This is a genomic window from Pseudomonas sp. K2I15 (genome assembly GCF_002204795.1).
Taxonomy (GTDB): Bacteria; Pseudomonadota; Gammaproteobacteria; order Pseudomonadales; family Pseudomonadaceae; genus Aquipseudomonas.
On sequence record NZ_NIXO01000033.1, the window covers coordinates 1 to 22,114 of the forward strand.

General features: G+C 61.3%; 21 protein-coding genes. 11 read left to right on the forward strand and 10 right to left on the reverse strand.

Annotated elements, in window-relative coordinates:
• Nucleotides 1-132: 132 nt before the first annotated feature.
• Together CEC48_RS19235 and CEC48_RS19240 are read right to left on the reverse strand one after the other, a co-directional pair.
• Nucleotides 133-2,574 carry a penicillin acylase family protein gene (locus CEC48_RS19235; protein ID WP_088425179.1) on the reverse strand — a complete coding sequence of 814 codons (2,442 nt, stop codon included), beginning with the start codon at nt 2,572-2,574 and terminating at the stop codon, nt 133-135.
• 234 nt (nt 2,575-2,808) lie between these two features.
• The gene (locus tag CEC48_RS19240) at nt 2,809-3,453 is read right to left on the reverse strand and encodes a glutathione binding-like protein (protein ID WP_088425180.1); all 645 of its coding nucleotides are present in this window, start codon (nt 3,451-3,453) and stop codon (nt 2,809-2,811) included.
• A 96-nt stretch (nt 3,454-3,549) separates the two neighbouring features.
• Between CEC48_RS19240 and CEC48_RS19245 the strand changes: the two genes are divergently transcribed.
• The gene (locus CEC48_RS19245) at nt 3,550-4,101 is read left to right on the forward strand and encodes a cysteine hydrolase family protein (protein WP_088425181.1); all 552 of its coding nucleotides are present in this window, start codon (nt 3,550-3,552) and stop codon (nt 4,099-4,101) included.
• Between the two features lie 158 nt (nt 4,102-4,259).
• Here CEC48_RS19245 and CEC48_RS19250 read toward each other — a convergent pair whose 3' ends face one another.
• Genes CEC48_RS19250 through CEC48_RS19260 form a run of 3 tightly spaced genes read right to left on the reverse strand, consistent with a single transcriptional unit; the run spans nt 4,260 to nt 7,215 of the window.
• Nucleotides 4,260-5,048 carry an ABC transporter ATP-binding protein gene (locus tag CEC48_RS19250; RefSeq protein WP_088425182.1) on the reverse strand — a complete coding sequence of 263 codons (789 nt, stop codon included), beginning with the start codon at nt 5,046-5,048 and terminating at the stop codon, nt 4,260-4,262.
• A complete protein-coding gene (locus CEC48_RS19255; RefSeq protein ID WP_088425183.1) occupies nt 5,045-6,103 on the reverse strand; it encodes an iron ABC transporter permease in 1,059 nt (352 codons plus the stop codon). The genes CEC48_RS19250 and CEC48_RS19255 overlap by 4 nt, the downstream gene beginning before the upstream one ends.
• Complete coding sequence (locus tag CEC48_RS19260; protein WP_088425184.1) at nt 6,100-7,215, reverse strand: ABC transporter substrate-binding protein; 1,116 nt, start codon at nt 7,213-7,215, stop codon at nt 6,100-6,102. Before CEC48_RS19260 ends, CEC48_RS19255 begins: the two co-directional genes overlap by 4 nt.
• A 213-nt stretch (nt 7,216-7,428) precedes the next feature.
• On the opposite strand from CEC48_RS19260, the gene CEC48_RS19265 reads away from it, so the two are divergent.
• Complete coding sequence (locus CEC48_RS19265) at nt 7,429-8,139, forward strand: response regulator (RefSeq protein ID WP_017479384.1); 711 nt, start codon at nt 7,429-7,431, stop codon at nt 8,137-8,139.
• Complete coding sequence (locus CEC48_RS19270) at nt 8,136-9,527, forward strand: ATP-binding protein (protein WP_088425185.1); 1,392 nt, start codon at nt 8,136-8,138, stop codon at nt 9,525-9,527. Before CEC48_RS19265 ends, CEC48_RS19270 begins: the two co-directional genes overlap by 4 nt.
• 180 nt (nt 9,528-9,707) lie before the next feature.
• On the opposite strand, the gene CEC48_RS19275 is transcribed toward CEC48_RS19270, so the two are convergent.
• The 4 genes from CEC48_RS19275 to CEC48_RS19290 all read right to left on the reverse strand — a co-directional run bounded on the left by CEC48_RS19275 (nt 9,708) and on the right by CEC48_RS19290 (nt 11,445).
• Complete coding sequence (locus CEC48_RS19275) at nt 9,708-9,914, reverse strand: SEC-C metal-binding domain-containing protein (protein ID WP_088425186.1); 207 nt, start codon at nt 9,912-9,914, stop codon at nt 9,708-9,710.
• Nucleotides 9,911-10,411: an LEA type 2 family protein gene (locus CEC48_RS19280; protein WP_088425187.1), complete on the reverse strand. Its 501-nt coding sequence runs from the start codon at nt 10,409-10,411 to the stop codon at nt 9,911-9,913. The genes CEC48_RS19275 and CEC48_RS19280 overlap by 4 nt, the downstream gene beginning before the upstream one ends.
• Nucleotides 10,412-10,472: 61 nt before the next feature.
• A complete protein-coding gene (locus tag CEC48_RS19285) occupies nt 10,473-10,943 on the reverse strand; it encodes a YchJ family protein (protein ID WP_088425188.1) in 471 nt (156 codons plus the stop codon).
• A 4-nt stretch (nt 10,944-10,947) separates the two neighbouring features.
• Nucleotides 10,948-11,445: a DUF6231 family protein gene (locus CEC48_RS19290; RefSeq protein WP_088425189.1), complete on the reverse strand. Its 498-nt coding sequence runs from the start codon at nt 11,443-11,445 to the stop codon at nt 10,948-10,950.
• Between the two features lie 180 nt (nt 11,446-11,625).
• On the opposite strand from CEC48_RS19290, the gene CEC48_RS19295 reads away from it, so the two are divergent.
• From CEC48_RS19295 to CEC48_RS19305, 3 genes are all read left to right on the forward strand, one after another.
• Nucleotides 11,626-12,321, forward strand: a complete 696-nt coding sequence (locus tag CEC48_RS19295) for an OmpA family protein (protein ID WP_088425190.1) — start codon at nt 11,626-11,628, stop codon at nt 12,319-12,321.
• A 128-nt stretch (nt 12,322-12,449) separates the two neighbouring features.
• On the forward strand, nt 12,450-12,743 hold the full coding sequence (locus tag CEC48_RS19300; RefSeq protein WP_088425191.1) for a DUF1145 domain-containing protein: 294 nt from the start codon (nt 12,450-12,452) through the stop codon (nt 12,741-12,743).
• On the forward strand, nt 12,736-13,494 hold the full coding sequence (locus tag CEC48_RS19305) for a hypothetical protein (protein ID WP_088425192.1): 759 nt from the start codon (nt 12,736-12,738) through the stop codon (nt 13,492-13,494). The genes CEC48_RS19300 and CEC48_RS19305 overlap by 8 nt, the downstream gene beginning before the upstream one ends.
• A 119-nt stretch (nt 13,495-13,613) precedes the next feature.
• Here the strand turns inward: CEC48_RS19305 and CEC48_RS19310 are convergent, their stop codons facing one another.
• The gene (locus CEC48_RS19310) at nt 13,614-14,078 is read right to left on the reverse strand and encodes a CopD family protein (RefSeq protein ID WP_088425193.1); all 465 of its coding nucleotides are present in this window, start codon (nt 14,076-14,078) and stop codon (nt 13,614-13,616) included.
• Between the two features lie 99 nt (nt 14,079-14,177).
• Between CEC48_RS19310 and dinG the strand changes: the two genes are divergently transcribed.
• The 5 genes from dinG (at nt 14,178) to pdxH (ending at nt 21,970) form a co-directional block, all read left to right on the forward strand.
• Nucleotides 14,178-16,322: an ATP-dependent DNA helicase DinG gene (dinG, locus tag CEC48_RS19315; RefSeq protein WP_088425194.1), complete on the forward strand. Its 2,145-nt coding sequence runs from the start codon at nt 14,178-14,180 to the stop codon at nt 16,320-16,322.
• 95 nt (nt 16,323-16,417) lie between these two features.
• Nucleotides 16,418-18,745 (forward strand): beta-galactosidase, encoded by a 2,328-nt coding sequence (locus CEC48_RS19320; protein WP_088425195.1) that lies wholly within the window; start codon nt 16,418-16,420, stop codon nt 18,743-18,745.
• 92 nt (nt 18,746-18,837) lie between these two features.
• Nucleotides 18,838-19,983 carry a serine hydrolase domain-containing protein gene (locus tag CEC48_RS19325; protein ID WP_088425196.1) on the forward strand — a complete coding sequence of 382 codons (1,146 nt, stop codon included), beginning with the start codon at nt 18,838-18,840 and terminating at the stop codon, nt 19,981-19,983.
• Nucleotides 19,984-20,125: 142 nt separating this feature from the next.
• Nucleotides 20,126-21,295, forward strand: a complete 1,170-nt coding sequence (locus tag CEC48_RS19330) for an OmpA family protein (protein ID WP_088425197.1) — start codon at nt 20,126-20,128, stop codon at nt 21,293-21,295.
• A 27-nt stretch (nt 21,296-21,322) separates the two neighbouring features.
• On the forward strand, nt 21,323-21,970 hold the full coding sequence (pdxH, locus tag CEC48_RS19335) for a pyridoxamine 5'-phosphate oxidase (RefSeq protein WP_088425198.1): 648 nt from the start codon (nt 21,323-21,325) through the stop codon (nt 21,968-21,970).
• Nucleotides 21,971-22,114: the final 144 nt, after the last annotated feature.

Sequence of the window (22,114 nt, forward strand, 5' to 3'; positions counted from 1 at the left end):
GTGAGCGGGCTTGCCCCGCGTTGGGCTGCGAAGCAGCCCCATCAATCTGTGGTGAACCCGACGGGGGACAAGCCCCCTCACCACAGCAAGCCCGCTCCCACAGTTTGATTCGGTTTCTTCAGGAATACCGGGTTATTTACCCGGTACCAACGTCAACCGCGCTTTCCCATACACCGTATCAAAGTTCTGCGGCTGCATCGGGAAGCTCAGGTATTGCGCCTTCAGCCACGGGTCGATGCCGTTGGCATAGTTCGGGCTGGCCGGGTTGCCGGATTGGCCGATGCCGCTCTGGCCCATCATCGGTTCCGCCTGGCCGAAGTCGACGATCATCCGCAGCGCCGGCACCTGGGTCGTGTCGAAACTCTGCCCCCAGCTATACGGTGCGCTGTTCAGTGTGTTGTGATCGCCGCCCGCTGCCAATGGCCCGCGAATGGTCTGGCCGGTGGTGTTCTTCCAGGTGTAGCTGTGCAACTTGCCCCACTGCCAGGCTTTGTGATCGGCGCCCAATGCGCTGTCGCCTGCGGTAATCGCGGCGGCCAGGCTGCGAGCGAGGATCGCCGGCTTGTCGGTTTTCTGCCCGGTGCGCGCGTCATTCCAGAACGGGCTGTCTTCGCGCCCCAGCAGGTGGTCGGCCACGGCCGAGTAAGACAGGTTGGCGTTGCCGATAAAGGCTTTCCAGGTGGCGCTGTTTTCCGGGCCGAGTTCGTCGAGGAAAATCTGCTTGGCGCTTTCCTGCAGGAACAGTTCATAAATCGCCGCGTCGGCGGAGGTGGCGGCCAGTCGGCCATCGAAAGCCATCAGGCGGTCCAGCGCTTCCCGCGCCTTGGCTCGTTCGGCCACCGGCAATGCTTCTATCGCCTGTTTCAGCGGCTGGGCCATGCCCGGCGCCTGGAACATGCTCTTGAGCTTGGCGGCAAACGTGGTGGTCTGGTCGTACTGCATGGCGATCATGCTGCGGCTGTCATGCTTGCCGCTGCTGGCCAGTTGCGCGATCCGTTCGGCCCGCTCTGGCGCGGCCCACGAGTTGGACAGTTGCATGCCGTAGCCGCGTGGAATAGTGCGCTGGTTGGCGGTGCCGATCCAGCCTTGGGCAGGGTCCTGATCGTAAGGGTGCAGCATCGCGTCGGCGTAGCCATCCCAGTCGAAACGCCCGTCCCAGCCCGGCGACGGCACCAGGCCTTCGCCTTCACGACGATTGGGGAAGCGCCCGGTCACTTGCCAGCCGATGCTGCTGGCATCGGCGAAGACCATGTTCAAGGCAATCGCGCGAATTTCCCGGGTGGCGTCAGACGCTTTACCGGCATTTTGCGCGCGGGACAGGTCAAAGAACGCGTCCAGGCTCTTGTCGTCCTTGAAGTCGGCGGTCTGCAACGCCAGGCCGTAGCCGCTGTTCAGCGACTGGGCACTGTTGAGCAGCGGCCCGTGGCGGGTTTCATACACCGCTTCGCGAATCGGCCGCTGGCCCTTGGCGAAGTAGGTTTCGTTACGCACGATGGCCGGCTGCCATTTGCCGTTGTTCTCGTAGTACAGCGCGTTGCCCTGGCGCTTGACCTTCTCCAGGAACACATCCTGGGTGTCGCCCGCGACCTGGCTCATGCTCCACGCCACCTTGCCGTTGAAGCCGGAAAGCAGGGTGGGCAAACCGGTGATCGACACACCGGCAGCCTGGTATTTCGGCGAGCGGATCTGCACATAGTTCCACAGCGACGGCGCCTGCATCGAGGTCGACAGGTCATTGGCCAGCAGGCTTTTGTTGCTGCGGCTGCGCTGCGGGCCGATCGCCCAGTTGCTGGAGCTGGAAGTGCCCAGGGTGTTGAGGGTGCCGAGGTGTTCGCTGAGGCTGGTCAACGCAGCGAGGCCCGGGATCTGGCTCAGGTTGATGCCCTTGAGCTTGTCGGCCTCGGCCACCGGCAACGGTTCGTCCGGGTAGCTTGGGGTCAGCCAGGCGAGTTTGTCGGCGCCGACTTTTTGTGCCAGCACCAGCGAGGACAATTCTTCCTGCACGTTGGTCGACTCGCTGAAATTCAGCAGGCAGAACAGCAGCGCCGAATCTTCCGGCTTCCAGTATTCAGGCTTGTAGCCGCTCTGGGCCAGGTCTGGTGGCAGCTTGTCGCGGTAGCGGAACAGGTAGGCGTTGACCCCGCGCGCATACACTTCAAAGAAGCGCTTGAGGCGCGGCGACGAGGCGTTATACAGCTCGCCGGCGCTTTTGCGCAGGTTGACCGCCCGCATGAACCGGTCGACATCCAGCACATCCGGCCCGGACATTTCTGCCAAGCGGCCCTGGGCCAACAGGCGCAGGGTGACCATCTGAGTGATGCGGTCGCTGGCGTGCACGTAGCCCAGGGTGAACAGCGCGTCATGGAACGTGCTGCTTTCAATCAGCGGGATGCCCTGGCTGTTGCGGCGCACGGAAACATTCTGCGCCAGGCCCTTGATGGGCTGTACGCCGGAAACCGGAGGCAAGGTGTCTTGGGTGCTTTGTAACTGGCAACCGGCCAGGCCCAGGGCACTGGCGATAGCCGCGGCAACGCCGAACCGGGGAAGAAAATGTGAGAGGGCTGGCGAGGCCATGGCAAAGCTCCTGCGGGGGGTAGCGTCAGTAAAGGCGCTACGTTAGTGAGCGCGGCGAAACGACGCAAGCGGGAGGCGATGCTTATTTTCAGGATTTGCGTAAGGTTTCAAGTCGAGCGCAAATCAGTGTGGGAGCGGGCTTGCTCGCGAAAGCGGTGTGTCAGCTAAAAAGTTGTGACTGATCCACCGCCTTCGCGAGCAAGCCCGCTCCCGCATTTTTGATACGGCTTACCTTCAGGATTTCGGCGGATTGACCTTCTGCACCAGCTCATAAGCGCGCACCGTCGCCGGGCGTTGCTTGATGTGGTTGAACCAGCGTTCTACATGTGGGAAGTCTTCCAGCTTCTGGCTCTGCCACTTGTGGGAAACGATCCAGGGGTAGATCGCCATGTCGGCAATGCTGTATTCCTCACCTGCCACAAACTTGCGGTCGGCCAGGCGCCGGTCCAGCACGCCATACAGGCGGGCGGTCTCATCCACATAGCGTTTGATCGCGTAGGGAATCTTCTCCGGGGCGAACTGGCTGAAGTGGTGATTCTGCCCGGCCATCGGGCCCAGGCCGCCCATTTGCCAGAACAGCCATTGCAATGCTTCCTGACGACCACGCAGGTCCTGGGGAATGAACTGGCCGGTTTTTTCCGCGAGGTACAGCAGGATAGCGCCAGACTCGAACAGGGAAATCGGCGCGCCGCCGTCGGTCGGGTTTTGATCGACGATGGCCGGGATACGGTTGTTGGGGGCGATTTTCAGGAAGTCGGGCTTGAACTGGTCGCCCTGGCCGATGTTGATCGGGTGCACCTCGTAAGGGATACCGGCTTCTTCCAGGAACAACGACACTTTGTGACCGTTGGGGGTGGTCCAGTAATACAGGTCGATCATGAAGCTCTCCAAGGGTGGTGACGCTTGAGCGAATGCCTGTAGGTATAGGTAATGTTAGGGTGACGAAAATTCAATGAAACATTTGGGTCTATCGATATGGAAATCCGTCCGGGCGCAGCGTTGATTCTGATTGATCAGCAAAAAGGCATTCATCATCCCAAGCTGGGGCGGCGCAATAACCCGCAGGCGGAAGCGCGCATGCTTGAGCTTTTGGCCCATTGGCGGCGCAACGCGTGGCCGGTGATTCATGTGCAGCATTTGTCCCACTCGCCGGAGTCGGTGTTCTGGCCGGAGCAGTCGGGGGTGGAGTTTCAGGAGGCGTTTGTTCCCCAGCCGGGTGAGCAATTGATCCAGAAGCGGGTGCCGGATGCGTTTTGTGGGACGGGGCTGGAAGCGAATTTGCGTGAGGCCGGGCTTCGGCAAGTGGTGCTGGTGGGCGTGGCCACCCATAACTCGGTGGAGGCCACGGCCCGTAGCGCCGGCAACCTGGGGTTTGAGACGTGGGTTATCGAAGATGCTTGCTACACCTTCGATAAGGCGGACTTTTTTGGGCAGATGCATTCGGCCGAGGCAGTACATGCCATGTCTTTGGGCAACCTGCACGGCGAATATGCCACGGTGATTTCTTCCGAACAGTTGCTGGAGTGACCTTTGTGGCGAGGGAGCTTGCTCCCGCAGGACCGGGCTGGCGCTCCAGTGCGAAGCGCTCCCAAGTGCCTCACCTCGGTCCGCCTGAAGAAGCGCGTGCTCAGGTTTTGGGGCTGCTGCGCAGCCCAGCGGGAGCAAGCTCCCTCGCCACAGAAGGCCTAAGCCACCGCTCCATCTACTAACACCTGCAACGTCTGCTGCGAACACCGCTCAATGCGCACCTGCACGGCATAAACTTCTGCAAACAGAGCCGTATCCAGCACCTCATCCGCCGCGCCACTGGCGTATAACCGGCCTTGGCGCAGCACCGCGATATGGTCGGCATAACGCGCCGCCAGGTTGATGTCGTGCAGCACCACCACCGCAATCAGGTTGTGCTCGCGCACCAAACCCCGAACGCAGTCCATCACCTTCAACTGGTAGTTCAAATCCAGCGCACTGGTCGGCTCATCCAGCAGCATCACCTGCGGGCGGCGTGCAATCAGTTGTGCCAGGCTGACCAGTTGCCGTTGGCCGCCGGATAACGTGCTTAATAGCTGATCCGCCAGATGAGCGATGCCAATCCTTTGCAACGCATCAAAAGCCTCGCGCATGCACGCTTCGCTTGAAAGCGGGATGCCATCGACACTCGCCACCCGCAGCGCCGCGATCACGCTTTCCATCACGCTCAGGCTCAACCCCGGCGGCAGGTTCTGCGGCATATAGGTCACACGGCGAGCCCGCTCGCCAACAGACATTTTAGTCAGGTCCAGGTCACCCAATCTGACAACACCCTGCATCTTTTCCAGCCCGGCCACCGCCCGCAGCAACGTCGACTTACCCGCACCGTTCGGCCCGATCAACGCAGTCAAGCTGCCATGGGCCAAGGTCGGCAAACTCAGGTCATGCACGATCTGGCGCCGTCCATAACTCACGTGGGCGTTCTGAATCGACAACCCGCTACTCATAACTGCCTCCCGCGCTTGAACACCAGCAACACGAAAATCGGCACGCCCACCAGCGCGGTGACGATGCCCACCGGCACTATCACACCGGGCATGATCAGCTTGCTGGCGATGGACGACAGCGACAGCAGCAACGCGCCGACAAGCGCGCTGGCCGGCAGCAGGAAACGCTGGTCTTCACCCACCAGAATCCGTGCGATATGCGGACCCACCAGGCCGATAAATCCGATGGTCCCCACAAACGCCACGGCGGTGGCCGACAGCAGGCTGATGCGCAATAACGAGAAAAACCGCAGGCGTTTCACGTCGACACCAAAGCTTTGCGCGCGGTCTTCGCCCATGCGCAGCAAGGTCAGGCGAGGGGCGGCGGCGAAGGAGAAGGGCATGACCACCGCGACCACAAACGCGAGGATGCCGAGCTTGTCCCAGTTGGCCCGGGTTACGCTGCCCAGGGTCCAGAACACTAGTTGTTGCAGCACGTCTTCGGTGGCAACCAGTTGCAACAGGGCGACCACCGCGTTGCAACTGAACACCAGCGCAATCCCGAACAGCACCAGGCTTTCGACCCCGGCACCGCGTAGGCGTGACATGGCTTGTAGCAAAAATACCGAGGCGGCGGCGAACACAAACGCCGAAATGGAAATTGCCGTGTTGGCCGACACCCACAGCGTCGTCACCGGAAACACAATCACCAGGGACGCGCCCAACGCCGCCGCCGAAGAAACCCCCAGCGTGAATGGACTGGCCAGCGGGTTGTTAAGGATCGCCTGCATCTCGGCGCCCGCCAGCGACAACGCGCAACCAACCAACACCGCCATCAAGGCGTAGGGCAGGCGCACGTTCCAGATAATCACCTGGTCGGTGGCGCTCAGGTGGGCGGGGTGCAGCAAACCATCGAGCAGGGCGCCAAGGCCCATGCCCGAAGGGCCGCTGGCCAGGTCCACGAGGATCGCGCAAATCAGCGTTCCACCCAGCAGGGCCAGTAGCCAGCAGCGGCGGGCCAGCAGGCGGCGGTAGCCCTGGCTGGCGGTGGCGAGGTTGAGGGCTTGGGTGGTCATTTAGCCTTGCCATCAATCCAGTAAGCACCCTGCAACGGCATGCCCAGGAACTGCTGGTTCATGGCTTCCATGGTCGCCTGCGGATCCAGCTTGGCGAACAACTCCGGATGCACCCACTTGGCCAGCGCTTCAATCGCCAGCAGGTTGTACGGCGAGTTGTAGAAGTCATGCCACAAGCCGTGGGAATTGCCCTCACGAATCGCCCGAAGGTTCACAAACTCTGGGCGAGCCAGCACGGTGTCAAAGGCCGCACGCGCGTCTTCGTTGCTCACGCCAGCGCCAAGAATCAACCCAGGCTTGTGATTGCCGGTGGCCACATACACGTCCGGATCAGCCTTCAGTGCGCACTCGACACTGATATCACCCAGCGCCCCTGGCACTACGTCGGCAGCGATGTTGCGACCGCCTACCAGCTTGATCACTTCACCCATGCCGCTCTTGCCGGTGGTGTGCCCCGGTGCCTGCCAGGCGCCGGCCAGCAATTCCAGGAACACGCTTGGGCGCGGGCCGGCTGGCAAGGTGGCCACTGCGTCAGTGATCACCTTGATGTGCTGGTCATAAAAGTCGAGAAACGCCTTGGCCTGGGGTTCCCGGCCAAGGGCCTGGCCCAGGGCCGTCATGCTGGTGTGAGTGCCTTGCACCGGGTTGATACGGAAGTCGACGAACAACACCGCGATCCCCGCCTTGGCCAACACATCCGCCACCGAGCTGTGTTCGGTCGGGCCGTGGCCGGAGATGCTGAACACGGCGAGGTCTGGTTTCAGCGAGAGGATTTCTTCGGCGCTGACGCTTTGCTCCGAGGCCTGACCAATCAGCGGAATGTCTTTTACCGTCTGAAATTTCGCCACGTAGGCGTTGTAGGTGTGGGCGTCCAGCAGCTTCAAATCATTCTGCCAACCGACGATCCTTTGGAACGGCGCGTCCTTGTCCAGCAAGGCAAACGCCGAAATCAACCGGCCTTCGCCGAGCACCACGCGCTGCACGTGGTCTGGCACCTCGACCTTGCGGCCCAGCACGTCGGTGACTTCACGGGCTGCGGCGGTTTCGGCGTGGCCAAGGATCAGCACGGCAAACAGCGCGCCCAGCTTGAGGAAGTTGCGGGGTTTCAGCATGGCGAGAACTCCAGGTGCAGGCGGTACTTGAGCTAAATTACAATTAATCTCATTTAGATTCGGTAGTCTAAAGACCGATACCGGCCGCCACGCCGTGGCTTTGTAATGGGGATGCGCAATTTCCGCTTCCCACAACATTCCATTACATTTGCGCGTACTCCTGGCTGACGTTTCGGCTATCTCCTGCCTTTTGAGTTTCGGACGAATTGCCCCATGGCCAAGCAAGATCATCTGCTGATCGTTGATGACGACCCGCAAATCCGCCAACTGTTGTGCGACTACTTAAGTGACGCCGGTTTTCAGGTGTCGACCGCTGGCGACGGCAAGGAAATGCGCCGCCGCCTGGCGCTGAATGTCATCGACCTGATCGTGCTCGACGTGATGCTGCCGGGCGAAGACGGCCTGAGCCTGTGCCGCGAATTGCGGGTCAGCTCCAACACGCCGGTGATCATGCTCACCGCCAAGGGCACGCTGATCGACCGGATCGTGGGCCTGGAAATCGGCGCTGACGATTACTTGCCCAAGCCGTTCGACCCGCGGGAGCTGCTGGTGCGGATCAAGGTGGTGTTGCGCCGGGTGCAGAGTTTTCCGGACCGGGCGCGGCTGGACGAGGCACCGAGTATCAGCTTTGCCGGCTGGCAACTGGACACCCGAGCGCGGCAATTGCTCTCGCCGGAAGGCGTGGTGGTGAGCCTCGGCAACTCGGATTACCGGGTGTTGCGCCTGTTGTTGCAGCATCCCAACCGGCCGCTCAGCCGCGACTTTCTGCTCAACCATGTGTTCGACAAGGACAGCACGCCGTTCGACCGCTCGATCGATGTGTGCGTCAGCCGCTTGCGTTCGCAATTGCCGGCTGGGCTGATCAAGACCGTGCGCAACGAGGGCTACATGCTCACCGCCGACGACGTGGCGCTGCAATCGTGAAACTGCTGCCGCGTTCGCTGTTTGGCCGGCTGGTGCTGATCCTGGTCAGCGGCATGCTCGCGGCCCAGGCCCTGACGAGTAGCATCTGGTATGACATGCGCCACGGCCAGGTCCTGGAAATCCCCAGCCGGCTGATCGCCACACGGTTGGCGGACGTAGTGCGGTTGGTGCACAGCGATCCGGCGCAGGCTGATGTGCTGATCAAGATGCTCGATACGCCGCGCTTTCATCTGGCGCTCAGAGAACAGGCAAGTGAGGTGACCAGCAGTATCAGCGACAGCGACCAGGCCACCGAGCGCTTGCTGAATAAAGTGCTTTCGGAAAAAACCGGCTACACCCAGAACCTGCATCTGTTGAGTCTCAAGTTGCTGGACGCTGAAGGCCAGCACGCCGGACTGTCGACCTTGCTCGGCTCCAAGCCGGTGGTGGGGCAGTTCCTGATTGACCTGCGTTTGCCGGACGGGCGCTGGTTGCAGGTGCAGGCCACCGAGGAACAGGGCTGGACCAGTACTTCGCCGATGGACTTGCTGTTCGACTACGTAATGCGCATTTATCTGCTGCGGGTGCTGGTGCTGGTGATCATCGCCCTGGTGGCGGTGCGCCTGGCCATTCGCCCGCTCAATGCCTTGGCCCAGGCTGCCGAAGCGTTGGGCCGGGACATTCAACGGCCACCGCTGGCCCTCGATGGGCCCACCGAAGTACGCCGCGCCGCCCAGGCGTTCAATGCCATGCAGCAGCGGCTGATCGCCAACATCGCCGAGCGCACGCGCTTTCTTGCGGCGATTTCCCACGACTTGCGCTCACCCATCACACGGCTGCGGTTACGTACGGAAATGCTCGACGACAACCGCACCAAGGAGCGTTTTCGCAGCGACCTGGAAGAAATGGAGCACATGGTTGCCAGCACCCTGGATTTTGTCAGCAGTGGCGAAATCAACGAGACGCGCCAGAACATCGACATCAACGCCTTGCTGCAAAGCTTGCAGGCAGATCTGCAGGATGTGGGTGAGACGGTAATGATAGACGGGCGGGCCAAACAGCCGCTGCCGGGGTATGCCCGCAGCCTCAAGCGCTGCGTGCAGAACGTGCTGGAGAACGCGGTGCGTTATGGTTGCGAGGTGGTGGTGCGGGTTGAGGACAAGGCGGACAGCTTGAAAATTGTGATCAGCGACCGTGGGCCGGGGATTCCCCAGGAACAGCTGGAACAGGTGATGGAACCGTTTTACCGGGTGGAAGGTTCACGCAATGTGGAAACCGGCGGATACGGGTTGGGGTTGAGCATCGCGCATACGATTGCCAGTGCCCATGACGGGCGGTTGAGCTTGAGCAATCGGGAGGGTGGGGGATTGGAGGTGGTGTTGCTGTTTCAACGCAAGGTTCAAGGCTGAGTCAGGATTTTGTGGTCAGGTAGATAGTGTGGCGAGGGAGCTTGCTGTGGCGAGGGAGCTTGCTCCCGCTGGGCTGCGCAGCGGTCCCAAAAAAAGCGGGAGCGCTGCGCACTCCAGCGGGAGCAAACGCCCTCGCCACAGCAAGCCCCTCATCACAAAAAGGTGCTTATCGCACAGGCATCAAGCCCCGTGGCACTTCTTGAATTTCTTCTCGCTGCCGCACGGGCAAGGATCGTTACGACCCACGTCCTTCAACGTATTGCGCACCGGCTCCTGATGAGCGTGGCCGCAGTTCGGGCCGTGGACATGGCCGTGGTCGTGATCATGGTGATTGTGATCGTGATCGTGGTTGCAGTCAGGACCATGGACATGGGGTTGCTGAGTCATCGATGTCGCTCCGGAATAAAATCGCCGGGGATTATCTCGCCATTGCGCATCACCTGCACGTCGTTCCCGATAAATAAACCGGTTTTCAACTCGCCTTCAAGACGATACGGCGTGGGTTGCTGAGGTTTTTTCAGCATATCGACCACGTCGCGGATCTGCGGCCACAGGTTGGTGCGCACCGATATCCGGAAAAACGTGTGGCCATGGGGCGGGACGGTGAGCCATTCGTCAGACTCGCCCTCGGTCAGCAGGATATTGCCCAGGGTGACTTTGTAGATAAGGCCGCGCACGGTCAGGTCCGAGTCATCGCGGTTATCCACACGGAAATACAGCTTGAATTTTTGCTCCAGCAACTTGACCCGTACGGGTTCAACCTTCACCAGGCGCACCTCGGGGGCGGGTGCTTCGTCGGCGAACCAGGACGCGCAGCCGGACAGCCCTAGCATCAATGCCAGTAGAAGGCTGTAAGTCCTGATTACCCGCGCCTGAGAAGCCATGCCGTTACTCCGTATGAAGAGTCAGCATAGCAAGCGCGAGCCTGCCGGGTATCAACGAATGTCAGAGGTAGCTGGAGCAGCACTTCTTGAATTTCTGCCCGCTGCCACACAGGCAGGCGTCATTGCGCCCGGCCTTCACGTCTACCGTCGGGTCGATGAAGTACCAGTGCTCATCGTTCTGTACGAATGAGGACCGCTCGCTGTGGCTGTGTTCGCCAGTGCTGTCATGCCAGCGTGCGGTAAAGGTCACGAAGGCATGTTCCGGCTGGCCGCCGAAGACCTCGGAGCTTTCCACTGAAAGGCCCAGCCAGGTGCTTTGCGCGCTCCAGGCGCTGATGGCGGCGGTGTCCAACCCGGCTTGTTGCGCAGGCAGGGTGGTTGCCACCAGGTAGTCCACCAGGCCCAGCACATAGGCGCTGTAGCGCGAGCGCATCAACGCTTCGGCGCACGGTGCCGGGTGGCCGGCGTGATAATGGCCGCAGCAGGCATCCAGCAGGTTGCCACTGCCGCAGGGGCAAATGGATGTACTCATCGGGTTACCACCAATACTTTCCAAAATTTTCCGGGTTGGCCCAGAAGCGGGCGTTCAGCCAATCCGGCACCTGTTTATAGTCAAGCAGATCATAGGTAAACAGCGTCAAAACCTGATCGTCGCGCTGGAAACGCTCACCGGCTTGCAGGGCCAGGGAGAAGAAGTCGGTGTCTTTCCAATTGCAGGCGGCCAAGTCCACCAGCACCGCAATGCGGCTGGCATTGAGGTTGCGAATGCCCCCCAGCAGAGTCAGGCCCTCAGGTTTTGACAGGTGTTCCAGGCAGTCGACCACCAGCGCCAGGTCAAAACGCTGGGCCGCGAGGTCGGCGGGCAAGGGGCCGGGCTCGGCAAAGGACACCACGGTGTCCGGATGGGCCTCCTTGAACGCATCCAGCGCCGGGAACTGGCTGGCACCCAATAACAGCAGGCGTTTGGGCGCGTGTAGATCAAGCAACGCGGCGAGCGCTTGCTGGGGTGTACGGGTAGAAATACCGGCGGTCATCGAAGATCCTCACATCAGGACCGTAGAGACTAGCCTGCCTGAGCGTGCGGGCCTAGAGCGGGCGGCGAGAATAAACAGCCCGGCCCAATGAATACAGGGGTGTGACACGCTGGCGCAGATGAAAAGAGCCGTCTTTACTCCACCCATCGGCCCCCGCCGATCCCCTCAGGAGAAAGTCAGATGAGCATCATGCGGACAGCTCTACCCTTGGTTCTGCTAACCGGAGTATTGACAGGTTGCGCAGGCTTGCAAAAAACCGACTGGCCCACGTGCGCCGCGGTCGGCGGTGTGACCGGTGCTGCCATCGGCGCGACTGAAAGCTCTGCCTATGCAGGCTATGGCGCGTTGCTGATCGGCGGCATGGCCGGCGCCTATTGCTGGGTGCATGGCGATGGCGATGAAGACGGTGACGGCGTGCCGGACAGTCGCGACAAGTGCCCGCACACGCCTAAAGGTGTGCAAGTTGATGCCAATGGCTGCCCTCCGGTCCCGGTAGCGGTGGTTCAAGAAGAAGTGGTGGTGGTCAAGGAAGAAACCATCGTGATTCGTGATGTGCACTTCGAGTTCGACTCCGCGAAGTTGACGGCTGCGGACAAAACCAAGCTGGATATCATCGCCACCCGCCTGAAAAAAGAGGCCCCGAGTGCGCAACTGCGCGTCAGCGGGCATACCGACAGCGTAGGTAAAGACGCCTACAACCAAAAACTCTCTGAACGACGCGCGCATTCGGTGACCGACTACCTGGTCAGTTCCGGCATCCCGCGCAGCAGTTTTGTCTCCGTGACCGGCGCTGGCGAAAGCCATCCGGTAGCCGATAACAAAACCGCTGACGGCCGCGCGCTAAACCGCCGCGTGGAAATTCAGATCAACCGCTGACCAACCCTCAAGGCCCCTGTGGGATCCACAGGGGCCCCTTCATCAATTTTTTAATCCTTCACTGGCATAACGCCTGTAGAAGTCGTTACTGTGCGCCCAAAGAATAATGTGCAAGGGGAGCGTGCGGGATGAAGGTGTTTTGGGGGCTGGGGAAGTTTTTGACGTTGCTGTTCTGGGGCGTGGTGGTGGTCAATCTGTTCACACCGCTGATCAACCCGTTCCACCTGTTGGTCAACCTGGCCGGCAGCCTGTTGTTGTTGACCCATATTCTGGAACTGCTGTTGTTCAACGGCAGTGTGAAAAACCGTGCCCATCCCTGGCGTGACCGCTTGCAGATCCTGCTGGTGGGTATGTTCCATGTGCAGAGCTTTTCGGCGCCGGCACCGGCTAATGATGTAAACAAGGAGGCCAATCATGCGTAAGGTTTTTCTGTTGGCCCTGCTGGTCAGCCCCATTGCCCTGGCCCAGAGCGTCAGCGTTGAGACCAACTCGTTGATGCGCTTGCCTAACAGCAGCGGCGTGTTGCAGTTGGAGCGGCTGGATGTGGCGGATTACGGCACCTTGCTGATTCCCGCCAATATCACCCAGGTGACGGTGGATGAACTGCACCTGGGCCGCGACGCACGTATCGCCATCGTGCCCGGCAGCACCGCCCTGCAACTGCAGGTGCGCCAGGCACAACTGGAGCATGGCAGCCAGATCACCTCACGTGGGGCTCCGGGTACCCATGAGCGCCCGGCAAAGGCTGGGCGTGACTTGATCTTGCGCATTAATTCGCTGACGGCCGATGAGCTGTCGGTGGATGCACGTGGTGGTGCGGGTGCCCAGGGTTATTCCGGGCTGGATGGTGCCAACGGCGAAGACCCGGGTTGCACCTGGGGCTCGGCCGGGCGCGGTTCCAATGGCGACAACGGCGGCGACGGGCTGCCGGGTGCGGCGGGCGCGCAGGTTCGGGTCGAGTTGCCGCAGGACTTCCCGGGCGAGAAGATCAAAGTCTGGGTGGACGGCGGTGCCGGCGGTTTGGCGGGCACGGCGGGCAAACCGGGTAAAGGCGGGCAGTCCAAGGGTTGCCTGGTGTACCGTGCCGATGGCGGTGAGAAGGGCCGGGCCGGGTTGGAAGGTCAGCCAGGGCCGGCAGGGCCTGCGGGGGTTGTGACTGTTCAGAGGCTCTGAGGCGACTGGCCTGACGCCTTCGCGAGCAAGCCCGCTCCCACACTTGATCGCATTCCCATAGGGTAAACGCGGTCAAATGTGGGAGCGGGCTTGCTCGCGAAAGCGGTATACGGGGCGCCTTAGAACATCGGCCGTGCCGAAGCAATCGCCACCAGCACCAACCCCACAATCAAATTAATCCCCACCAACTTACGAATCTGCCCCAGCGCCGCAGCCCCGGCTGGCCAATCCTCAGCCGCCACTGCGGTGCGCAACTCCGGCAACTTCAGCGCCTGAATCCGGATAAACAGCGCCGTCATCACCACATACAATCCCATCATGATCTGCACATAACGCGGCGCGGTCTCAAACCCGCTGAAGCGCAGTTGCAGCAGGCCGACACCGCTGATCGGCAAGACCAGCACCGCCACCCAGACCCACACGAAAAAACGTTGAAACACATTTACCCAGAGTTTCAGCCGGGCAGGCCCGTCCAGCGCGGCCATGGCGGCGGGGCGCAGGATCATCCAGGCGAAAAACATACCGCCGACCCAGATCAGGGCGGCCAGTACATGCAGGGTATAAGCAAGGCTAAACACGGTCATTGAGGTACTCCGTTCTGCGCGGGATTAATTAGCGAGGTATGATAGCGGCCGATCCGAACCACTGAAAATTTATCCAGCGTTTTTTGCGCCCGACTATTCATGATCAGCACTGAACTCAAAACCACGATCCAGGGCGCCTACTCGCGTTTTCTCGAAGCCAAGAGCTTGAAACCGCGCTACGGCCAGCGCCTGATGATCGCCGAAGTTGCCAAGGTCCTCGGGGATATCGACACCGACGACGAAGGCCGGCGCAGTGGCGACCCCGCCGTGGTGGCCGTCGAAGCCGGAACCGGCACCGGCAAAACCGTAGCTTATTGCATTGCGGCGATTCCCACCGCCAAGGCCGCCGGCAAGCGCCTGGTGATCGCCACTGCCACCGTCGCCCTGCAAGAGCAGATTGTCTACAAAGACCTGCCCGACCTGATGCGCAACAGTGGCCTGAATTTCACCTTCGCCCTGGCCAAGGGCCGTGGGCGCTATATGTGCCTGTCCAAGCTCGACGTGTTGTTACAGGAAGGCCACGCGCAAACCGCCACGGCCTCGCTGTTCGAAGAAGAAGGCTTCAAGATCGAAGTCGATGAGGTCAGTCAGAAGCTGTTTACCAGCATGATCGAGAAACTGGCCGGCAATAAATGGGACGGCGACCGCGACAGCTGGCCGAATGCCCTGGAAGACGCCGACTGGGCGCGCCTGACCACCGACCACAGCCAGTGCACCAACCGTCATTGCCCCAACTTTGGCCAGTGCGCCTTCTACAAGGCCCGCGAAGGCATGGGCAAGGTCGACGTTATTGTCACCAACCATGACATGGTCCTCGCCGACCTGGCCCTGGGCGGCGGTGCCGTATTGCCCGACCCGCGCGACACGCTCTACGTGTTTGACGAAGGCCATCACCTGCCCGACAAGGCTATCGGCCACTTTGCCCATTACACGCGCCTGCGTTCCACCGCCGACTGGCTGGAAACCACCGCCAAGAACCTCGCCAAGTTGCTGGCCCAGCACCCGCTGCCCGGCGACCTGGGCAAGCTGATCGAGCAGGTTCCGGAGCTGGCGCGGGAGATCAAGACCCAGCAGCAGTTCATGTTCAGCGCCTGCGAGCAGGTAGCAGACTTCAAGCCCGGCGAAGATGTAGAAGGCCGCGAACGGCCGCGTCATCGCTTCGTCGGCGGGCTGATCCCCGAACACATGCGGGAAATGGGCATCGAACTGAAGAAGGGCTTTTCACGCCTGACCGACCTGTTCACCCGTCTCACCGATTTGCTCAAGGAAGGCATGGACGGCGAGGTCAACATCGGCATCGCCAGCAACCAGGCCGAAGAATGGTACCCGTTGTTTGGCAGCCTGCTATCGCGTTCCCAAGGCAACTGGGAGTTGTGGACCGCCTTTACCGTCGAAGACCCGGAAGACAACCCGCCCATGGCCCGTTGGCTGACCTTGTCGGAAAGCGGTGCGCTGTTTGATATCGAGGTCAACGCCAGCCCGATCCTGGCGGCGGAAATGCTCCGACGCAACCTGTGGAACGTGGCCTACGGCACCCTGGTCACCTCGGCTACGCTGACGGCCCTGGGCACCTTCGACCGCTTTCGCATGCGCGCCGGGCTGCCGAAAAAGGCTGTCACCGCCGTGGTGCCGAGCCCGTTCCATCACGCCGATGCGGGTGTGCTGCGGGTGCCGGACCTCAAGGCCGACCCACGGGATGCGCCGGCACACACGGCGGCGATCATTCGTGACCTGCCGTCGTTGGTGGAAGGTTCCCGGGGCACGCTGGTGTTGTTCTCGTCGCGCAAACAGATGCAGGACGTGTTCGACGGCCTCGACCGTGACTGGCGCAAGCAGGTGTTTATCCAGGGCAACCTGTCGAAACAGGAAACCCTGAACAAGCACAAGGCACGGGTGGATGGCGGCGACTCCAGCGTGCTGTTTGGCCTGGCGAGTTTCGCCGAGGGTGTGGATTTGCCCGGCGCCTACTGCGAACACGTGGTGATCGCCAAGATCCCGTTCTCGGTGCCGGATGATCCGGTGGAAGCCGCGCTGGCTGAGTGGATCGAGGCCCGGGGCGGTAACCCGTTCATGGAAATCTCGGTGCCGGACGCCTCCCTGAAGCTGGTCCAGGCCTGCGGGCGCCTGCTGCGTACCGAAGAAGATCGCGGCACCATCACCTTGCTTGACCGGCGTCTGGTCACCCAGCGCTACGGGAAAGCTATCCTGAATGCTTTGCCGCCATTCCGGCGGGAAATTTCTTAAGACCCTGTGGGCGAAATCGCCCACTTCGTGGTCTATCTCACCATCGCTTCACGTCATCAGGCCAGTCATCGGCCGTTTGGGAGAACCCTGTTCACATGATTCGCACGCTGCCTGCTGTTTTTGCCTTGTTGTTTGCCGCGCCATTGCTGGCTGCGCCTGCCGGGCAACAAACGTTGTTCAACTTTGTACGGCCCGCCGATGTGGTCAAGGTGGCGACCCAGGACGCCAGCCTGCCGCAATACAACGCTGAACAAACCCCTGAAGGCGAAGTGCTGCGTCGTATCACCTTCAACCCGGCGGCCGAGCCGAGCCTGGTGCTCAGCCCGCAAACCGGCGCCTGGGACTGGTCGCAATCCGGCGCCATCAGCCTGCGCATTCAAAGCGCGATGGACTGGGCGCTGACCCTGTACGTCAAGGTGCAAAGCAATGATGGCAGGACACTGTTCAGCCGTATCGACCTGCCCGCAGGCCCGGCGCAGACACTGCTGATTCCCCTGCAAGCCAACTCGCCGCTGAGCCAGGGCATGAAGGCCGGGCCGCCAATGCCGATCACCGTCGATGGCCAGCGCGTGTTGCTGGCCAGCAGCGAAGGGGAGATCGATCGCAGCCAGATCGTGTCGGTGACCCTTTCGATGATCAAGCCCAACGTTGCCCAAAGCATCTTGCTGGAGCGCTTTGGCGTGCAGGACATCGAGCCGGTGCTCAAGGCCACCTACAGTGACTTGGTGGACGCCTACGGGCAGTCTACCCGTGCCAAATGGCCGGAAAAGGTCAGCAGTGACGACCAGTTGAGGGCCGCGGCGGTCAAGGAACAGCAACAGCTCAAGGGCTGGCTGGCCGAACGCGACAAGGCCTCCCTGGACAAGTACGGCGGCTGGAACAAGGGCCCGGCCTTTGACGCCAGTGGCTTCTTCCGCACCGAGAAGCGCGACGGGCGCTGGTACCTGGTGACACCGGAAGGCCATCCGTTCTATTCCCTTGGCGTCAACACCGTGGCCCCGGACAATAGCCAGACCTACGTGGCAGGCCGCGAATGGATGTTTGCCGCGCTGCCCAAGGCCGGCGAGCCTTTCGATAAATACTACGGCAGCGGTGACAGCCGAAGCGGCAACGGCGCCGATCAGGGGCGCAGCTTTAATGTCGGCCGCTGGTACGACTTCTATGGCGCCAACCTGCAGCGTACTTATGGCCAGCCTTGCGTGCCGCCTGCGCCTTGCGCGCCGCAAGGTTTCGACCAGAAACGCTGGGTCAGCCACACCCTCGACCGCTTGCAAGCCTGGGGTTTCAACACCGTTGGCAACTGGAGTGCGCCGCAGTTGGCGACCGCCGACCGCGTGCCTTACACCCTGCCACTGTCGATCGTCGGCGATTACGCGAGCATCAGCACCGGCACCGATTGGTGGGGCGGCATGCCCGACCCGTTCGACCCGCGCTTCGCCATGGCCACCGAGCGTGCGGTGGCGATTGCCGCCCGTGATCATCGGGATGACCCGTGGCTGATCGGTTTCTTTGCCGACAACGAACTGGCCTGGGCCGGTCCCGGCGACGATGCGAAGTCCCGCTACGCCTTGGCCTACGGCACTTTGCGCATGACCACTGACGTACCGGCCAAACGCGCGTTTCTCAAGCAATTGCGCGACAAGTACCGTAACCAGGACGGCCTGTCGAAGGCTTGGGGCATCGAGCTGCCTGCCTGGGAGCTGATGGAAGACCCGGGCTTCGTGCCGCCAATGCCGAACCCGGAGCACCCGGAAATCGAAGCGGATTTCAAATACTTCCAGAAGACCTTCGCCGATGCCTATTTCAAGACCATCTCTGATGCGTTGAAGTGGCATGCGCCCAACCAGCTGTTGCTGGGTGGCCGATACGCGGTCAGCACGCCGGAAGCGGTGGCGTCCTGCGCGCAGTATTGCGATGTGCTGAGTTTCAATATGTACACCCTCAAACCCCAGGATGGTTACGACTTCGCAGCCCTGCGGGCCTTGGACAAGCCGGTGCTGATCACCGAGTTCAACTTTGGCTCGGCGGACCGTGGCCCGTTCTGGGGCGGCGTGACGCAGCTGGCCAAGGAAGATGATCGCGCAGTTGCCTACGCCAACTTCCTCAAGCAGGCCATGGCTGAGCCGTCAATTGTTGGCGTGCATTGGTTCCAGTACCTGGACCAGCCGGTAACCGGTCGTCTGTTGGACGGTGAAAACGGCCACTTCGGCCTGGTAGGTATCACCGATGTGCCGTTCCAGGGTTTCGTCGACAGTGTGCGCAAAAGTAACCTGGCCGCCGTCGACCAGCTGGGCAAAGAGGCCGAAAAGGCCAAGGCTGCCAGCGCGGTTCATTCCGGTGAAGGCGGCAAGCCCGGGCGTGACGGCAATGCTGAAGGACCGGGGGCAGGGCACTCCGGCGGGCACTCGGGCAAGGGGCATTGATGGGGCCTGATCGACGAGTGCGGGTTCACAAATCACTCAATGGCTGGAACAATGTCGGCCACTTTTTGCGGTACTTTTCCGAGGGGGCTTAGGTGCAGATTCAGGGTCATTACGAGCTCCAATTCGAAGCGGTGCGTGAAGCCTTTGCCGCGCTGTTCGACGACCCTCAGGAACGTGGCGCCGCGCTGTGCATCCAGGTTGGCGGCGAAACCGTGGTCGACCTGTGGGCCGGTACCTCCGACAAGGACGGTGCCGAGGCCTGGCACAGCGACACCATCGCCAATCTGTTCTCCTGCACCAAGACCTTTACTGCCGTCACGGCGCTGCAACTGGTGGCCGAAGGCAAGCTGCAGCTTGATGCGCCGGTCGCCAGATACTGGCCGGAATTCGCGGCCGCCGGCAAAGAAGCTATCACCCTGCGCCATCTGCTCTGCCACCAGGCCGGGCTGCCGGCCTTGCGTGAAACGTTGCCTGCCGAAGCGCTGTACGACTGGCAAATGATGGTCGACGCCCTCGCGGCCGAAGCGCCGTGGTGGAAGCTCGGGGAAGGTCATGGCTATGCGGCGATTACCTACGGCTGGCTGGTGGGCGAATTGCTCCGTCGCGCCGACGGGCGCGGGCCGGGTGAGTCCATCGTGGCCCGGGTTGCACGGCCGTTGGGCCTGGACTTTCATGTGGGTCTGGCAGACGAAGAATTCTATCGAGTTGCCCATATAGCCCGGGGCAAAGGCAATGTAGGCGACGAGGCGGCACAACGTTTACTTCAAGTAACGATGCGCGAACCGATGGCGATGACTACCCGTGCATTTACCAACCCACCGTCTATTCTGACCAGCACTAATAAACCCGAATGGCGACGTATGCAGCAGCCAGCGGCAAATGGTCACGGTAATGCGCGAAGTCTGGCGGGTTTTTATAGTGGGCTGCTCGACGGTAGTTTGCTGGAAGCCGATATGCTTGAAGAGTTGACCCGCGAACACAGTATCGGCGCGGATAAAACCTTATTGACACAAACCCGGTTTGGCCTGGGCTGCATGTTGGATCAACCGCACGTGCCAAACGCCACGTTCGGCCTTGGCCCACGGGCCTTCGGGCATCCAGGTGCCGGTGGTTCGGTGGGCTTTGCCGACCCGGAACATGATGTAGCCTTTGGTTTTGTGACCAATACATTGGGGCCTTATGTACTTATGGACCCGCGGGCGCAAAAGTTGGTAAGAATATTGGCCGGTTGTCTGTAAATAGCTTGCTGTCTTGCGTTTTTTTGTTACAAAGACACCTACAAAAAGACGCTAGGCAAAATGTTGTAACTTTAATGTTCCAGAAGCGTCTGTTTAACGGGTCATTCAGGCCCCTGATTTTTTCTCATTTTGTGGATATCTCATGTTATCGAACAAGTCCTTGGCACTGGCGCTATGCCTCACTATTACTGGCTGTGCACAAACCCCACAAAATGATGCCGAAGGTGGGCATTGGTGGTCATTTGGCTCCGATAAGGCTGCTACCAAGGACGCAGTGAGCCAAGCCGACACCAAACCGGATGCCAAGCCTGCCGTTGCTGCCAAGGCGGCTGCGCCGGTAGCGCCTGCCGCTGCTGCACCTGCCCAAGCCCCGGCCCCGGTTGCCAAGGCGGATACCGGTTCCAGCTGGTGGCCGTTCTCGTCGAAAGCCGACGATGCCAAGGCTGACCTGAAAGCCGACCTCAAGGCCGCAACGCCTGCAACCGGCGCACCGGCTGCCGCGCCAGCTGCTGCCCCTGCTGTTGCCAAGACAGATACCGATACCAAGTGGTGGTGGCCGTTCGAAAGCAAGCCAAAACCATTGGCCAAGGTCGACGTTGCCAATATCCCGATGCCTGATCCAAAGATCACCCAGGCCTGGCTGGACGATTACGAGCCACGCCTGCGTGCCGCAATCAAGGACAGCAACCTGCAACTGGAACGTCGCGACAACGTATTGGTCGTGATTGCCCCGGTAGACGGCTCCTACAACCCGAAACGCCCGGCGATGTTGCTGCCGGTGACCCTGGGTCCGTTCACCCGCGTTGCCAAGGCCGTTGAAGGCGATCCGAAGACCGCCGTACTGGTCCTGGGCCACGTTGATACCTCGGGTGCCGAGCCGGTAAGCCAGGCGCTGACCAAGGAACGTGCACAGTCCATCGCTTCGATCTTCAGCCTCAGCGGCCTGAAGCAGGACCGCCTGATGCTGCGTGGCATGGGCGACATGATGCCGCGTGCCGCCAACGACAGCACCCAGGGCCGTGCCCTGAACCGTCGCATGGAAATCATGTTCACCCAGCGCACCACCATGCTGGCCTTGCTGAGCAAATACAACTCGGCCAACCCGCCGAAGGCTGAAATGGTGGCTGTGCAGGACGTTCCTGCTCCAGCGGCTGCTCCGGTCAAAAAAGCCGCTCCGGCGAAAAAGCCAGTCGCCAAGAAAGCTGCCGCCAAGCCGGCTGCCAAAAAGGCCCCAGCCAAGCCCGCCGTGAAAAAACCGGCACCGGCCAAGGCCGCTGCTCCAGCCGCTTCGAACGACCAGGCAAAAAACTGATTATTTGAGCAATAAGGATAAAGCCGCATGACCCAGGCACTGGCCGATATGCGCCGTGACTACACACGGGATGGTTTGAGCGAGGCCCAGGCCCCGGACGAACCGTTTGCCTTGTTCCACCAGTGGTTTGCGGATGCGGTGAAAACCGAGCAGCCGCCGGTGGAAGCCAATGCAATGACCCTGGCAACGGTCGACCAGGACGGTCGCCCGCATTGCCGGATCCTGCTGCTCAAGGGTCTGGACACACAAGGCTTTACCTTCTTCACCAATTATCAGAGCGCCAAGGGCGAACAGCTCGCGGCGCAGCCGTTTGCCGCCATGACCTTCTTCTGGCCGACCCTGGAGCGCCAAGTGCGTATCGAAGGTCGGGTAGTGAAGGTCTCGCCCGAGGAGTCGGACGCTTACTTCCAGGTCCGCCCGCTGGGCAGCCGCCTGGGTGCCTGGGCTTCCCCGCAAAGCCGGGTGATCAGGGACCGCGAAGAGTTGCAGGACCTGCTCAAGGCCACCGAACAACGCTTCAGCGATACCCAGCCCGACTGCCCCGAGCATTGGGGTGGTTATCGGCTGCTGCCGGAGCGCATCGAGTTCTGGCAAGGCCGAGCGAGTCGTTTGCACGACCGCTTGAACTACCGCTTGCAGGATGCTGACTGGACCCGTGAGCGTCTGGCGCCCTGAGCCCACCTTTCGTCACCTCGCCTGAATGTAGCACTGCACGCTGAAGTCTCTAATCAGGGGCTTCGGTGGGGCAGCGCTGCGCCGTGTCATGCAGCCGTCGCGGATGGCTACAATCGGTCCATGAAGATCCTGATGGCGGCGGGG

Bases quoted from the DNA above. Each gene is read 5' to 3' on its own strand.
- CEC48_RS19235 (WP_088425179.1), bottom strand. From the start codon at position 2,574: ATGGCCTCGCCAGCCCTCTCACATTTTCTTCCCCGGTTCGGCGTTGCC.
- CEC48_RS19240 (WP_088425180.1), bottom strand. From the start codon at position 3,453: ATGATCGACCTGTATTACTGGACCACCCCCAACGGTCACAAAGTGTCG.
- CEC48_RS19245 (WP_088425181.1), top strand. From the start codon at position 3,550: ATGGAAATCCGTCCGGGCGCAGCGTTGATTCTGATTGATCAGCAAAAA.
- CEC48_RS19250 (WP_088425182.1), bottom strand. From the start codon at position 5,048: ATGAGTAGCGGGTTGTCGATTCAGAACGCCCACGTGAGTTATGGACGG.
- CEC48_RS19255 (WP_088425183.1), bottom strand. From the start codon at position 6,103: ATGACCACCCAAGCCCTCAACCTCGCCACCGCCAGCCAGGGCTACCGC.
- CEC48_RS19260 (WP_088425184.1), bottom strand. From the start codon at position 7,215: ATGCTGAAACCCCGCAACTTCCTCAAGCTGGGCGCGCTGTTTGCCGTG.
- CEC48_RS19265 (WP_017479384.1), top strand. From the start codon at position 7,429: ATGGCCAAGCAAGATCATCTGCTGATCGTTGATGACGACCCGCAAATC.
- CEC48_RS19275 (WP_088425186.1), bottom strand. From the start codon at position 9,914: ATGACTCAGCAACCCCATGTCCATGGTCCTGACTGCAACCACGATCAC.
- CEC48_RS19280 (WP_088425187.1), bottom strand. From the start codon at position 10,411: ATGGCTTCTCAGGCGCGGGTAATCAGGACTTACAGCCTTCTACTGGCA.
- CEC48_RS19285 (WP_088425188.1), bottom strand. From the start codon at position 10,943: ATGAGTACATCCATTTGCCCCTGCGGCAGTGGCAACCTGCTGGATGCC.
- CEC48_RS19290 (WP_088425189.1), bottom strand. From the start codon at position 11,445: ATGACCGCCGGTATTTCTACCCGTACACCCCAGCAAGCGCTCGCCGCG.
- CEC48_RS19295 (WP_088425190.1), top strand. From the start codon at position 11,626: ATGAGCATCATGCGGACAGCTCTACCCTTGGTTCTGCTAACCGGAGTA.
- CEC48_RS19300 (WP_088425191.1), top strand. From the start codon at position 12,450: ATGAAGGTGTTTTGGGGGCTGGGGAAGTTTTTGACGTTGCTGTTCTGG.
- CEC48_RS19305 (WP_088425192.1), top strand. From the start codon at position 12,736: ATGCGTAAGGTTTTTCTGTTGGCCCTGCTGGTCAGCCCCATTGCCCTG.
- CEC48_RS19310 (WP_088425193.1), bottom strand. From the start codon at position 14,078: ATGACCGTGTTTAGCCTTGCTTATACCCTGCATGTACTGGCCGCCCTG.
- dinG (WP_088425194.1), top strand. From the start codon at position 14,178: ATGATCAGCACTGAACTCAAAACCACGATCCAGGGCGCCTACTCGCGT.
- CEC48_RS19320 (WP_088425195.1), top strand. From the start codon at position 16,418: ATGATTCGCACGCTGCCTGCTGTTTTTGCCTTGTTGTTTGCCGCGCCA.
- CEC48_RS19330 (WP_088425197.1), top strand. From the start codon at position 20,126: ATGTTATCGAACAAGTCCTTGGCACTGGCGCTATGCCTCACTATTACT.
- pdxH (WP_088425198.1), top strand. From the start codon at position 21,323: ATGACCCAGGCACTGGCCGATATGCGCCGTGACTACACACGGGATGGT.